Origin of the sequence: Pseudomonas sp. MF6394 (genome assembly GCF_002018845.1) — a bacterium.
Taxonomy (GTDB): Bacteria; Pseudomonadota; Gammaproteobacteria; order Pseudomonadales; family Pseudomonadaceae; genus Aquipseudomonas; species Aquipseudomonas lactis.
In genome coordinates, this window is sequence record NZ_MVOJ01000010.1 from 55,020 (window position 1) to 67,830 (window position 12,811).

Annotated in this window: 14 protein-coding genes; 8 read left to right on the forward strand and 6 right to left on the reverse strand. The window is 61.5% G+C overall.

Features of this window, described 5'->3' with window-relative positions; all coding sequences use genetic code 11:
* Positions 1-4 precede the first annotated feature (4 nt).
* From motD to yegS, 6 genes are all read left to right on the forward strand, one after another.
* On the forward strand, positions 5-892 hold the full coding sequence (motD, locus tag MF6394_RS12680; RefSeq protein WP_034136106.1) for a flagellar motor protein MotD: 888 nt from the start codon (positions 5-7) through the stop codon (positions 890-892).
* Between the two features lie 51 nt (positions 893-943).
* Positions 944-1,732 (forward strand): ParA family protein, encoded by a 789-nt coding sequence (locus tag MF6394_RS12685; protein WP_014719332.1) that lies wholly within the window; start codon positions 944-946, stop codon positions 1,730-1,732.
* A complete protein-coding gene (locus tag MF6394_RS12690) occupies positions 1,732-2,523 on the forward strand; it encodes a CheW domain-containing protein (protein WP_078466779.1) in 792 nt (263 codons plus the stop codon). Before MF6394_RS12685 ends, MF6394_RS12690 begins: the two co-directional genes overlap by 1 nt.
* A gap of 79 nt (positions 2,524-2,602) precedes the next feature.
* The gene (locus MF6394_RS12695) at positions 2,603-3,085 is read left to right on the forward strand and encodes a chemotaxis protein CheW (protein ID WP_003192896.1); all 483 of its coding nucleotides are present in this window, start codon (positions 2,603-2,605) and stop codon (positions 3,083-3,085) included.
* Positions 3,086-3,478, forward strand: a complete 393-nt coding sequence (locus MF6394_RS12700) for a DUF2802 domain-containing protein (protein WP_078466780.1) — start codon at positions 3,086-3,088, stop codon at positions 3,476-3,478.
* A gap of 725 nt (positions 3,479-4,203) precedes the next feature.
* A complete protein-coding gene (yegS, locus tag MF6394_RS12710) occupies positions 4,204-5,124 on the forward strand; it encodes a lipid kinase YegS (RefSeq protein ID WP_078466781.1) in 921 nt (306 codons plus the stop codon).
* On the opposite strand, the gene MF6394_RS12715 is transcribed toward yegS, so the two are convergent.
* The 3 genes from MF6394_RS12715 to MF6394_RS12725 all read right to left on the reverse strand — a co-directional run bounded on the left by MF6394_RS12715 (position 5,083) and on the right by MF6394_RS12725 (position 7,434).
* A complete protein-coding gene (locus MF6394_RS12715; RefSeq protein ID WP_078466782.1) occupies positions 5,083-5,742 on the reverse strand; it encodes a response regulator in 660 nt (219 codons plus the stop codon). The two genes, yegS and MF6394_RS12715, sit on opposite strands and share 42 nt — an antisense overlap.
* Positions 5,739-6,632: a sensor histidine kinase gene (locus MF6394_RS12720; RefSeq protein WP_044272471.1), complete on the reverse strand. Its 894-nt coding sequence runs from the start codon at positions 6,630-6,632 to the stop codon at positions 5,739-5,741. The genes MF6394_RS12715 and MF6394_RS12720 overlap by 4 nt, the downstream gene beginning before the upstream one ends.
* A gap of 358 nt (positions 6,633-6,990) precedes the next feature.
* On the reverse strand, positions 6,991-7,434 hold the full coding sequence (locus tag MF6394_RS12725) for a hypothetical protein (RefSeq protein ID WP_171905497.1): 444 nt from the start codon (positions 7,432-7,434) through the stop codon (positions 6,991-6,993).
* A gap of 547 nt (positions 7,435-7,981) precedes the next feature.
* Between MF6394_RS12725 and MF6394_RS12730 the strand changes: the two genes are divergently transcribed.
* Both MF6394_RS12730 and MF6394_RS12735 read left to right on the forward strand, forming a co-directional pair.
* Entirely contained in the window at positions 7,982-8,917 is a 936-nt protein-coding gene (locus MF6394_RS12730) for a chemotaxis protein CheV (RefSeq protein WP_078466783.1), read from the forward strand.
* Between the two features lie 38 nt (positions 8,918-8,955).
* Positions 8,956-9,762: an MOSC domain-containing protein gene (locus MF6394_RS12735; protein ID WP_078466784.1), complete on the forward strand. Its 807-nt coding sequence runs from the start codon at positions 8,956-8,958 to the stop codon at positions 9,760-9,762.
* Positions 9,763-9,812: 50 nt separating this feature from the next.
* Here the strand turns inward: MF6394_RS12735 and ppnP are convergent, their stop codons facing one another.
* The 3 genes from ppnP to MF6394_RS12755 all read right to left on the reverse strand — a co-directional run bounded on the left by ppnP (position 9,813) and on the right by MF6394_RS12755 (position 12,789).
* Positions 9,813-10,097: a pyrimidine/purine nucleoside phosphorylase gene (gene ppnP, locus MF6394_RS12740; protein ID WP_003192883.1), complete on the reverse strand. Its 285-nt coding sequence runs from the start codon at positions 10,095-10,097 to the stop codon at positions 9,813-9,815.
* Between the two features lie 190 nt (positions 10,098-10,287).
* Positions 10,288-10,830, reverse strand: coding sequence for an exonuclease domain-containing protein (locus MF6394_RS12750; RefSeq protein ID WP_044272462.1), 543 nt, complete (start codon positions 10,828-10,830; stop codon positions 10,288-10,290).
* Between the two features lie 75 nt (positions 10,831-10,905).
* The gene (locus tag MF6394_RS12755) at positions 10,906-12,789 is read right to left on the reverse strand and encodes an acetyl-CoA carboxylase biotin carboxylase subunit (protein WP_078466786.1); all 1,884 of its coding nucleotides are present in this window, start codon (positions 12,787-12,789) and stop codon (positions 10,906-10,908) included.
* Positions 12,790-12,811: the final 22 nt, after the last annotated feature.

Below are 12,811 nucleotides of genomic sequence, written 5' to 3' on the forward strand. Positions count from 1 at the left end.
GCCTGTGAGCCGTCGCCGTCGCGAGCCCGAGGAACACGTCAACCACGAACGCTGGTTGGTGTCCTACGCGGACTTCATCACCTTGCTGTTCGCGTTTTTTGTGGTGATGTACTCGATCTCGTCGATCAACGAAGGCAAGTACAAGATCATTTCCCAGGCGCTGGTGGGTGTATTCAACGATTCCGAGCGGGCGCTCAAGCCGATCCCCATCGGCGAAGAGCGGCCCAAGACCGTGACCCCGGCCAAGCCCTTGGTCAATGACAGTGATGAAACCGCCGCCGGCATCCAAGGCACCAGCGACCCGCTCAAAAGCATCGCCGACGATATCAGTGCTGCTTTTGGCGACCTGATCAGTTCCAACCAGATGACCGTGCGCGGCAACGAGCTGTGGGTGGAGATCGAGTTGAACTCCAGCCTGTTGTTCGCCAGTGCCGATGCGTTGCCCAGTGATCAGGCGTTCACCATCATCGACAAGGTGGCGGCGATCCTCAAACCCTTTGAAAACCCGATCCACGTGGAAGGCTTCACCGACAATTTCCCCATCAGCACTGCGCAATACCCGACCAACTGGGAGCTGTCCTCGGCCCGCGCGTCAAGCATCGTGCGCATGTTGGCCATGCAAGGTGTGAACCCCCAGCGCCTGGCGTCGGTGGGCTATGGTGAATTCCAGCCGGTGGCCAATAACGCCACGGTCGAAGGCCGCGCACGTAACCGTCGGGTGGTGCTGGTGGTCTCGCGCAACCTGGATGTGCGTCGCAGCCTGACCGGAACCGGCACCGCCAATGCCACCCCGGATGCGGCGTTGAAGCGTGCTGGCACACAAACTGCACCGCCCGTTGTCAAGCCGCCGGTCCGACCGAGTAACGTCAATTCTCCGTCGCCGGCTCAATAACCGTATGCAATGTCTCGGTCGCGCCTGTGCCCGCCGGGAGGAACCAACCGAATGAGAGTCTGGGCAGTTGCCAATCAAAAGGGTGGAGTCGGCAAGACCACCACTTCCATCGCCTTGGCCGGTTTGCTGGCCGAAGCGGGCAAGCGTGTGGTCGTGGTGGACCTGGACCCCCACGGCTCCATGACCAGCTATTTCGGCTACGACCCGGATGCGCTGGAACACAGCTGCTATGACCTGTTTTTGCACAAGGGCAGCGTGCCGGCGGATCTGCCTGGGCAACTGCTGTTGCCCACCAGCAACGAGAGTATTTCGCTGTTGCCGTCGAGCACCGCCCTGGCCACCCTGGAGCGTCAGTCGCCGGGCCAGAGTGGCCTGGGCCTGGTGATCGCCAAGACCCTGGCGCAGCTGTGGCAGGACTTCGACTACGCGATCATCGACAGCCCGCCGTTGCTCGGCGTGCTGATGGTCAACGCGTTGGCGGCCAGCCAGCAATTGGTGATCCCGGTCCAGACCGAGCACCTGGCGGTCAAGGGCCTGGAGCGCATGGTCAGCACCCTGGCGATGATCAACCGCTCGCGCAAGCAAGCGCTACCGTTCAGCATCGTGCCGACCTTGTTCGACCGTCGCACCCAGGCGTCCCTCGGCACCTTGCGCGTGTTGCGCGATGCCTACCCGGACACCATCTGGAACGGTTACATCCCGGTGGACACGCGCCTGCGTGACGCCAGCCGTGCCGGGCTCACACCGTCGCAGTTCGACGGCAAGAGCCGTGGCGTGCTGGCCTACCGTGCGTTGCTCAAGCACCTGCTGTCGCAACAGCTTGTGGCGCAGGTGGCGTGATGAACCGTCCTGTCCAATTCAAGACCCGCCCGCAACTGGCACTGGAATCCTACCTGGATGCCTTGCTGCAGGATGCGACGGCCGAAGAAATGCCCGAACCGATTCTGGTACTCGAGCCTGCTGTCGAGCCTGACAGCCCGTTGGATGAATTCCAGCAGGCGGTGATGGAGGAGCAGGCGCGTGACGCGCAGGTGGTGGCGGCGCCCGTCGTGGTGCCGAGCGCCCCGGCAGTGGTGGCGCCCCCGGTGGTCGAACCGCTGGTGGACGTGCACCTGCCGCCCAGCATCACGCCGCCACCGGTGACGGGCGACGGTCGCCCTTCGTGGGCCGCCGAGCCGTTTGAGTGCCTGCTGTTCGACGTCGCCGGGTTGACCCTGGCGGTGCCGCTGGTGTGCCTGGGTTCGATCTATTCCCTGGAAGGCCAGGAGCTGACGCCGTTGTTCGGGCAGCCAGAGTGGTTCCTCGGCATCCTGCCCAGCCAGGCCGGCAACCTCAAGGTGCTGGACACGGCGCGCTGGGTGATGCCCGACCGCTACCGCGATGATTTTCGCCAAGGCCTGCAATACGTGATCTCGGTGCAGGGCTACGAGTGGGGGCTGGCAGTGCATCAAGTCAGCCGCTCGTTGCGCCTGGACCCCAATGAAATCAAATGGCGCAGCCACCGTGGCCAGCGGCCGTGGTTGGCGGGCACCGTGATCGAACACATGTGCGCGTTGCTGGATGTCGCCGAACTGGCCGAGTTGATCGCCAGCGGTGCGGTGAAGGCAATGCCACAGAACAAACGCAGTTGATTGAACAATAAGGGCCGTGCGGTTGCGCGGCCCACTTGCACACACGCCGTCGATAGCGGCATTTGAAGGGGTCAGATGAATGAACAAGTCAGCGTCCGCACAAGGTTTGGATGATCCGATCCTGCAATGGGTGACCTTCAAGCTGGACAACGAAACCTACGGCATTAACGTGATGCGCGTGCAGGAAGTGCTGCGCTACACCGAGATCGCCCCGGTGCCAGGTGCGCCAAGCTATGTGCTTGGCATCATCAACCTGCGCGGCAACGTGGTGACGGTGATCGACACCCGCCAGCGGTTCGGCCTGGACACGGTTGAAGTCAGCGACAACACCCGTATCGTGATCATCGAAGCCGACAAGCAAGTGGTCGGCATCCTGGTCGACAGCGTGGCCGAGGTGGTTTACCTGCGCCAATCGGAAGTGGAAACCGCGCCGAACGTGGGTAATGAAGAGTCGGCCAAGTTCATTCAGGGCGTGTGCAACAAGAACGGCGAACTGCTGATTCTGGTTGAGCTGGACAAGATGATGAGCGAAGAAGAGTGGTCGGAACTGGAGAGCATCTGATTGTTCCTTGTGGCAGCGGTGATTGTCCTGGCCCTGTTGTGGGCCGGGACCGTGGCGTTTGTGTTGCGCTATGTGCGCCAGCAGCGGGAGTTGGCCTTGCAACAGGCCGAGCGCGATGCGGTGCGTGACCGGCGCATTCTGGAGCTGGTCAAGCGCGTTGATCATTTCCAGCAAAGTGCGGTGCGGGTGGGGGATGAGGTGCATGAACTGCGTGCGATTCTTGCGCCGTTGCCGGACAGGTTGGTGCAGTTGGAGCAGCGTGATCCGTCGAACCTGTCGTTTGCCCAGGCGGCCAAGCTGGTTGGCATGGGGGCGACGGTGGATGAGCTGACCCAGTCGTGTGGGTTGACTCAGGCTGAGGCGCAGTTGATGAGCAAGTTGCACAAGAGCTGATTGGGGCTGGGCTTGCTTGGTTCATGTGGGAGCTGGCTTGCCTGCGATGACGGCCTACCAGCCGACACGTCTTTACCTGGCACCCCAAGATTCAAAATGTGGGCGCTGGCTTGCCTGCGATGACGCCCTGACAGCCGACGCCTATCTACCTGACACCCAACGATCCAACTGTGGGAGCGGGCTTGCTCGCGAAGGCGGCCTGACAGGCGACACAGTTGGATTGTGTGCATATCCATTGCTGCGGTAACGGCCACTTAGGGTTCCGCTCTGACAGCGGGTCACTTTTGGAAAAGAGCCCCAAAAGTAACCAAAAGGGCTCTTGCCCCACCACTCGGCACCTCGCTTGGGCTCGGTGTGCCCGAACGCAGGCTTGAATCCGTGGGCCGCCGCCACGCGCCATCCATGGCGCGGGGCGGCTAACCCGGCGTCCTGCCGGGTTACCCACGAATTCAAGCCTGCGTTCGGCCAGCGTGGTTTAACGGGGCGCCTGAGATCAAGATCACAAGCAGATCAAGAGCAAGATCAAGAGCGGCTCGCTTCGCATCGTGGTTACCGTTGGGTGGCAGGTTTGAGATGTTTGTCGATTGAGCCGCCGCCATCGCAGGCAAGCCAGCTCCCACAGGTTGATTGGTGTACTTCAATCAATTTTCTTCAGCCCACAGACTTTTCCGGTGCCCCAAGGGTCAACATCCTTCATGCACCTTTGACCCAGGAGATTCCCTCAAATGACCACCCCCAAAGCCCTGTTGATCCTCCATGGCAAACAAGCCCTCAACGAGGATGTGCGCGCTGCCGTGCTGGCGCGGCGGGAGCAGGGTGGGGAGTTGGCCGTGCGGGTGACGTGGGAGGGCGGTGATGCTCAGCGCCTGGTCAATGAAGCCTTGGCCGCGGGCTACACCCATATCATTGCCGGCGGTGGCGACGGCACCTTGCGCGATGTGGCTGAAGCCATGGCCCATGCCAACACTGACGCCAGCCTGGTGCTGATGCCCCTGGGCACCGCCAATGATTTCGCCAAGGCGGCAGGTGTGCCGTTGGAGCCGGCTGGCGCCCTGGCCTTGCTGGACGTGCAGCCCAGGGCCATCGACCTTGGCCAGGTGGGTGGGCAGATTTTCCTGAATATGGCCACCGGTGGTTTTGGTAGCCAGGTCACGGCCAATACCTCCGAAGATTTGAAGAAGGTCCTGGGCGGTGCCGCTTACCTGTTTACCGGTTTAACCCGCTTCAGTGAATTGAAAGCCGCCTACGGTGAATTGGAAGGCCCGGATTTCCACTGGAAAGGCGAGTTGCTCGCGCTGGGCATCGGCAACGGTCGCCAGGCCGGTGGCGGGCATGTGTTGTGCCCTGGTGCATTGGTTGATGACGGGCTGCTGGATGTCAGCATCCTGCCGGCGCCGCAGGAAGTGGTCGGCACGTTGCGTGAGTTGATGAATAACGGCTGGGGCCTGGACACCATGTTCGTGCGCGCACGCCTGCCGTGGGTGAAGATCAAGGTCGCGCAGGGCTTGTACATTAACCTCGACGGTGAGCCGCTGGAAGGCGACGACCTGCATTTCGAGGCGCTGCCCAAGGCGCTGCGCGTGCACTTGCCGCTGGGGTCGCCGTTAGTCGTCCAGGCTGATGATCTGCTCGCGCACGGCAAATAACACCAGGCCCGCCACGTCAAAAATCTGCAAGCGCTTCATGATCTGTGAGCGGTGGGCTTCGACGGTCTTGATGCTCAGGCCCAGGCCGTGGGCAATTTCCCGGGTGGATTTGCCGCGCACGATCAAGCGCAGGATCTCCAGTTGCCGCGCCGTCAGGTTGTGGCTGTGGGCAACAGGCGTGCTGGGGCCCTGGCTGCGGACCAGCGCCTGATTGATCACCGTGTGGGCAATGGCGGGGCTCAGGTAGCGTTCGTTGTTACGCAGCGCTTGCAGGGCGTGTTCCAGTTCGTTGGCGGTGGTGTCCTTGAGCAGGTAGCCGTGGGCGCCAGACTCCAGGGCGCGCATGATCATCTCGGGGTCGGTGTGCATCGACAGGATCAGCACTTTGCACTTGGGGTAGGCGCGCTTGAGTTGCTGCAAGGCATCCAGGCCGCCGGTGTGTTTCATCGACAGGTCCAGCAGCACAATGTCGGGCAGCAGGGCGCTGAATGCCTCAAGCAGTTGCGCGCCATCGCTGGCCTCGCCCACCACGGCGTAGCCGGGGATATCCAGGATCAGTGCGCGCACGCCGGCGCGGATCAAGGCATGGTCATCGACCAGAAGCAAATTGCAGGTCACTGGAGAACCTTATGGGCACTGGCCCGTTCGAGGGCACGGGGTGCCCAGGGGAAAAGTGCGTGGATGCGTGCGCCTTTGCCCGGCTGGCTGCTGACGGACAAGGTGCCGCCCAACTGAAGGGCCCGTTCGCACATGCCGGCCATGCCCCGTTGGCCTACCTTGGCGGGGTCGGCGGCAGGTTCGAAGCCTTGGCCGTCATCGCAGATCATCAGCGACAGCCCTTCAGGCAAGCGTTGCAGGCGCACCAGCAGGTTGTGCGCGTTGGCATGGCGCAGCATGTTGGTGACCGCTTCCTGGGTGATGCGAAAGGCCGCCACGGCCATTTCTTCAGGAATGCCGGTGAGCCGTTGCTGGCACTCCAGGCTCCAGCACACCTGGGTATTTTCCAGGGTCTTGAGCAGGTGCGCGCGCAGGCTCGCTTCCAGCCCCAGGCTTGCCAGTTGGCGCGGGTTGAGGATGGCGGACACGTCGCGCACCTTGGCCAGGGTTTCATTGAGGGTGTTGCACAGCACCGAGCAATGGCTTTGCAGGTCGTCGGGCAGGCGACGCTGCAGCCATTCGCTTTGCAGCTTGGCGGCGGTCAGCAATTGGCCGATGTCATCGTGCAATTCGCGGCTGAGGCGGTGGCGTTCGTTTTCCTGGACTTGCAGCAGGCGGTCGGCCAGCTCCTGGGGCTGAAACTTGATGGCGTTGCGCGAGCGCCACTGGTGCAGGGCTACCACCGCCAACGTGGCCAGGTTGAGCAGCACAATCAGTAACGGCAACGGCGCGCCTTGCAGGTAAACCCATAGGCTGACCAGCAATGAACACAGGCACAGGGCAAGGATGAGGCTGCGCGCATGGCAGTGGGACACGAACCTTGCGATGAGTGACTTGAGGCTGGCGTACATAGCGGATGGAGCCAATGAGGGTTCACTGCGCGAAGACCGGTCACGGCGGTTGACTGGGCTCTGTCGAGCCTGCGGTGCCGGATCGTGGTTATCCATAATGAAGTTGCTTCATTTCGAGCGGGGCATGGTACCACCCCTGTTACCGTTGGTCGCCTGGCATATTCCTCGGTCGATATATTAACCACGGAAATGCCCTGGCAGCCCGGCCAGCGCTATTGAGTTGTATTAGTTAGCCTGGTTTGTACAACTTTTAAGGTGCTGGCTAATTGATATTTCTTCAGGCTCTGAAAGCGCTTTCATAGTTGACGTAAAGGGTCGTTTTTAGATAACTCTGATATTAAATACGACCTTTTTTGCTTTAAGACCTCTGTTGTAAACGCGACTGGTGGCCGTAGTCTTTTTGCGGAATCTGCGAAGTCACCGTGGCAATCAGCGAAGTTTGCTCACTGTCATCCAGGCCCAGTTCCCCGGTACGGATGTCAATCAGTTCCAGTTGCCAGGCCAGCAACGTCAGGCAGTCGTGCAACGCATCCAGGGCTTGGTCATGCAGTTGCACCGGGCTCACGGCATTGGCGATCAGGTATTGAATATGCCGAGAGAATTCGCTGATCGCCTGCAGGGCCAGGCCGTCAGCCTTTTCAGCCAGTTTGGCCAGGCTGGTTTTCATGCAGTCGATGGCGTCGCTGTCATTGCGGATCAAATGCAGGTGGTTCAGGCATTCCTCGGACTTGGCCAGCAGCATTTCGGCTTCCAGCAAAAACTCGGGAAGTGCGGTTTGCCATTCGTTCGCGCTATTCATCATGCAAGTCTCCACAACTTAAGGTCGGGTGATGAGATGTCGCACCGGGTGAATGGCTTAAAACTAGCGCTGAAATACGACTGGGGCGTGTAGGCTGCTTCCGATAATCCAGTAGGACGGTTATTGAAAAGCTCACGAATGCCGCCTTTAGCCGCTGTTATGCGAGATGACGCAACTTCAGTTGCCGATACGTGAGTGCCTGAAAGGCCCGTAGACCAAGGGCTTGGGTTGGCAAACAAAAGCCTGACTCCATTCATGCAATGAGAATGGCGTCACATTAATGGCTATTAGATATCGCGAATATCAGGTTGGGCCCGATTGCGCATAGGGGAATCCCTTACAAGGCGGAACCGCGCGCCGATTCGAGTGTCGTGCGGGGTCGGTGTAAGCGTTCTGAAGGGTGAATGCAGTAAAGCATGATGTCAGTGTGACATCAATGTGTTTGCGTGGCATTTTAACAGGGTCAAGGTTTGGCGCTTGCCGCCGATAACCGCCTATACGAACCGCACACCCCTTCAGCGCACACCTGCGTGTACACCAGGAGCTTTCAATGGCCGGCATTCTCGACACGGTAGATCAACGCACGCAATTGGTGGGTGAGAATCGCCTGGAAATTCTCATGTTCCGCCTCTTCGGACGGCAATTGTTCGCGATCAACGTGTTCAAGGTGCAGGAAGTGCTGCAACTGCCCAAACTGACCCTGATGCCCCAGCGCCATCCCTTTGTTTGCGGCGTGGTCAACCTGCGTGGCCAGACCCTGCCGGTGATCGACCTGTCCCAGGCGATCGGCATGCGGCCTTTGGTGCCTGGCCCTAACAGCACCATTATCGTCACCGAGTACAACCGCTCGGTGCAGGCGTTCCTGGTGGGCGGCGTGGACCGCATCGTCAACATGAACTGGGAAGCCATCCTGCCGCCGCCGACCAGCGCCGGTCGCCAGCACTACCTCACGGCCATCAGCAAGGTCGATGAGCAACTGGTGGAAATCATCGACGTGGAAAAAGTCCTCGCCGAGATCGTGCCCTACAACGCCAAGGTCTCCCGGGACAAACTTGAAGACCCGGTGCTGGAGCGTGCCCGTGGTCGCGAAGTGCTGCTGGTGGATGATTCCAACGTGGCCTTGTCGCAGTTGCGTGACACCCTGGGCCAGTTGGGCGTGAAGATGCACATTGCCAGCGACGGCCTCAAGGCTCTGAACATGCTCAAGGCCTGGGCCGACAGCGGCCAGGTGATGACCGACAAACTGCTGATGATCTTCACCGACGCCGAAATGCCCGAGATGGATGGCTACCGCCTCACCACCGAGATCCGCAACGACCCGCGCCTGCGTGGCCTCTATGTGGTGATGCACACGTCGCTGTCGGGCAGCTTCAACGACTCGATGGTCAAGAAGGTCGGCTGCGACAATTTCCTCTCCAAATTCCAGCCGGACAAGCTGGTGGACGTGGTGCGTGAGCGTCTGATGTTGGACGAAATGCCCGCCTGACTTTAGGATGACACTTTGTTTCCTAGGAAGGCAGGCCCATGCTGCGTCTCAGCGCGTTGTACCGTTACCCCTTGAAGTCCGGCAAGGCCCAAGCCTTGCAGCAGATTGGCCTGGATAAACTCGGGTTGGACGGGGATCGACGCTGGATGCTGGTGGATGAAGCCAGCGGGCGGTTCCTGACGCAACGGGCGGTGGCGAAGATGAGCCAGCTCATCGCGTTGTGGAACAGCAGCGGGGGCTTGACCCTGAGTTCGCCGGGCTACGCGCCGCTGGACGTGGCATTGCCGGGCAGCGCCAGCGAACTGCGCGGTGTGACCATCTGGCGTGACACCCTGCGCGTGCCGGATGCTGGCGATGAGGCTGCGGCCTGGGTCAGCGAGTTCATCGGCAAGCCGACGCGCCTGGTGCAACTGCCCCTGGAACGTGCGCGCACCACCGAAGCCGGGTATGGCAAGGATGACGACAAGGTCGGCTTCGCTGACGGCTACCCGTTGCTGTTGATCGGCCAGGGCTCCCTCGACGACCTGTGTACGAAGATCGGCCGCCCGATGGAGATGCTGCGTTTTCGTCCCAACCTCGTCATCGAAGGCGCCGAGGCCTTCGCCGAAGATGGCTGGAAGCGCGTGCGCATCGGCGAGGTGGAGTTTCGGGTGGTCAAGCCGTGCTCGCGGTGCATCCTCACCACCATCGACCCCCAGACCGGCGAACGCAGCCCCGACCGCGAGCCCTTCGCCACGCTGGAAACCTACCGCAAGACCGAAAAGGGCGCGATGTTCGGCCAGAACCTGGTCAACGATGGCGTTGGTCGCCTGGAAGTCGGCATGCCGGTAACGGTGCTGGAATAAAAAAAGCCCGTCTCGTGGGAGACGGGCTTTTTGCGTGCGGCGGGTATTGCTTAGCCGCGGTATTCACACAGGTAGGCAGTATCCACCGCAACCTTCAACTGGAACTTGCTGTTGGCCGGGACGTGGAACTGGCTGCCGGCGGCGAAGGTTTCCCAGTCGCTGCTCTCAGGCAGCTTCACGGTTAGGGCGCCGGACACCACGTGCATGATTTCGCGTTGGGCGGTGCCGAATTCGTATTCACCCGGAGCCATCACGCCGATGGTCGCTGGCCCTTCTGCGGTGCCGAAAGCGATCGACTTGACGGTGCCGTCGAAGTACTCGTTGACTTTGAACATGGGTGAATCCTCGGAAAAAGGTCAAGGCTTACGCCAACCACTGTAGGAGCGAGCTTGCTCGCGAAAAACCTGAGAACACCGCGTTTAACCCGAGGCGCTGCGTTTTCGTTGGCGATCTTCGCGAGCAAGCTCGCTCCTACAGGGCAGCAGGAAAATGGTTGGCCAGTATGCCCAAGGCTGCAAGCGCTGCCTAGACTGGCAAAATCAAGGGCAGCAGGCGCGCGGTATTGCGTGCATCCTCCAGGGCGCGATGCTGCTGGCCATTGAATTGCATCCCGGCCAATTGCAGCGCCCCATTGAGCCCCAGCGGTTTTTCCAGACGCCGGGCCTTGGCAAAGCGTTGCTTGAGGTTCACATGCGGGGTGTCGCCCAGGGCGCTGGCGAGACCATGGCGCTGCCACTCCAGCTCAAGCTGCACGCGGTCATAATCCCCCCAACTGGCCCAGCCTTCCAAGCGTGGCTGATGTTGGCCCAGCCAGCGCTCGAACAGCGGCCATACCTCGGTGATCGGCGCGGCCATGTCGATATTGGCCTGGGTGATATGGGTGAGTTTGCGGCAAAAGGGCGTCAGCAATGGCCGCCGCAAGGGCCGCACAAAGCGCTGGAAGTGGTCCAGTTCGCGGCCCTGGCGGTTGACCAGGCTGGCGCCGATCTCGATGACTTCCATCTCCGTCACGGGCCAGCCGCCGTCATCCGTTGTGGCTTCAAGGTCAATAATCAGCCAATGAGGCATGGTGCAGGTTCCCGTACTCGTCCCTTCCTGATGGGGATAGAGCGTAGCCCGGCCCTGTAGTTCCGCCTAGGGGCGTTATTGGATCTCGAGCAAAACCTGGCGGTTGCGCACCTGATCGCCCGTCACGACGCGCAGTTCCTTGACCGTGCCATCGATACCGGCCTTCAACGGGTGCTCCATTTTCATCGCTTCAAGCACCAGCAAAAGCTGGCCTTTGCTGACGTTTTCACCGACGCACACCCGTATATCGACGATGGCGCCGTCCATGGGGGCCTGGACCGTGCCGCTGCTGGCATCGGCAGGGCGGCTGGCAACTTGCTGGGTGCGGTCGGTGACGGTCAGCCCTGGCAGCCACAGCCGGTTGCCGTCCAGGTGATAGGCGATGCGGCGGCGAACCCCTTTGATGACGAAGGTGGCGTGGCGACCGTCGGTGGTGAGTGGCAGGTCGTCAATGGTCACGCTATGGAGTTGGCCGTTGATCTCCAGGCGGTATGTCACCGGGGCACTCGCCGTGTTGCGCCAGCGTGCGAGGGGGTGTGAGTGCTGGTTGGCGCTGTGTTGATAAAACAGCGCGGCGGCCAGCGAGAGCTGTTCAGCGGTCGCTGTGTGCTGTGGGATGACGCTGAAATGTTCGGCGATCAAGCCCGTGCTGAAGTCGCCGGCGATAAAGTCCGGGTGCTTGAGCAGGTCGATGAGCAAGCGCTGATTGGTCGCCACGCCGAGTAACACCGTGTCTTCCACGGCCCGCAGCAATTTCCGCCGGGCTTCTTCGCGGCTGGCGCCGTGGGCGATGATCTTGCCCAGCATCGGGTCGTAGAACGGGCTGATGGTTTGGCCTTCACGCAAGCCATGGTCGATGCGCACGCCGGGGGCGGGTTCCCAACGCAACACGTCACCGGTTTGCGGCAGGAAGCCCTGGGCCGGGTCTTCGGCGTACAGGCGCACTTCCATGGCGTGGCCGGTCAGGGTCACCTGTGATTGGGTGAGTGGCAGCGCTTGCCCAGCGGCGATCTGCAACTGCCAGTCCACCAGGTCGAGGCCGGTGATCATCTCGGTGACGGGATGCTCCACTTGAAGGCGCGTGTTCATTTCCAGGAAATAGAACTGGCCGTTGCGGTCGAGCAGAAACTCCACGGTGCCGGCACCCACATAGTTCACCGCCCGCCCGGCCTTGAGCGCGGCTTCGCCCATGGCCTGGCGCAGTTCGGGCGTCATCACGGGGCAGGGCGCTTCTTCGATGACTTTTTGATGGTGGCGCTGGATCGAACAGTCGCGCTCGCCGAGGTAGATGAGGTTGCCATGGCGGTCGCCGAACAGTTGCACTTCCACGTGGCGCGGGTCGATCAGCGCCTGTTCGAGGATCAGTTCGTCGCTGCCGAACGCATTCATGGCTTCCGAGCGTGCGGTGCGCAGTTGCTCCAGCAACTGTTCGCGCTGGTGCACCAGGCGCATGCCACGCCCACCGCCACCGGCGCTGGCCTTGATCATCAGCGGGAAGCCGATGCGCTCGGCTTCCTGCTGCAAGGTGGCGTCATCCTGGGCACTGCCCTGGTAGCCGGCGATGCAGGGCACGCCGGCGTCGAGCATGGCGAGTTTGGACAGGCGTTTGCTGCCCATCAGTTCGATGGCTTCGACGCTGGGGCCGATGAAGGTGAGAGTGGCCTGCTGGCAGGCGCGGGCGAAGTCGGGGTTTTCGGAGAGGAAGCCGTAGCCGGGGTGGATGGCGTCGGCGCCGGTCAGTTGGGCGGCGGTGAGGATGGCCTGTGTGTTCAGGTAGGACTGGTGTACGGGCGCCGGGCCGATGTGCACGGCTTCGTCGGCCATCTGTACGTGCAGGGCATTGGAATCCGCGTCGCTGTAGACGGCCACGGTGCGATAGCCCAGGGCCTGGGCGGTGCGCTGGATGCGGCAGGCGATTTCGCCGCGGTTGGCGATCAGGATCTTGGTGAATGCGGGCATTGGGTTATCCCTTGATGAATGC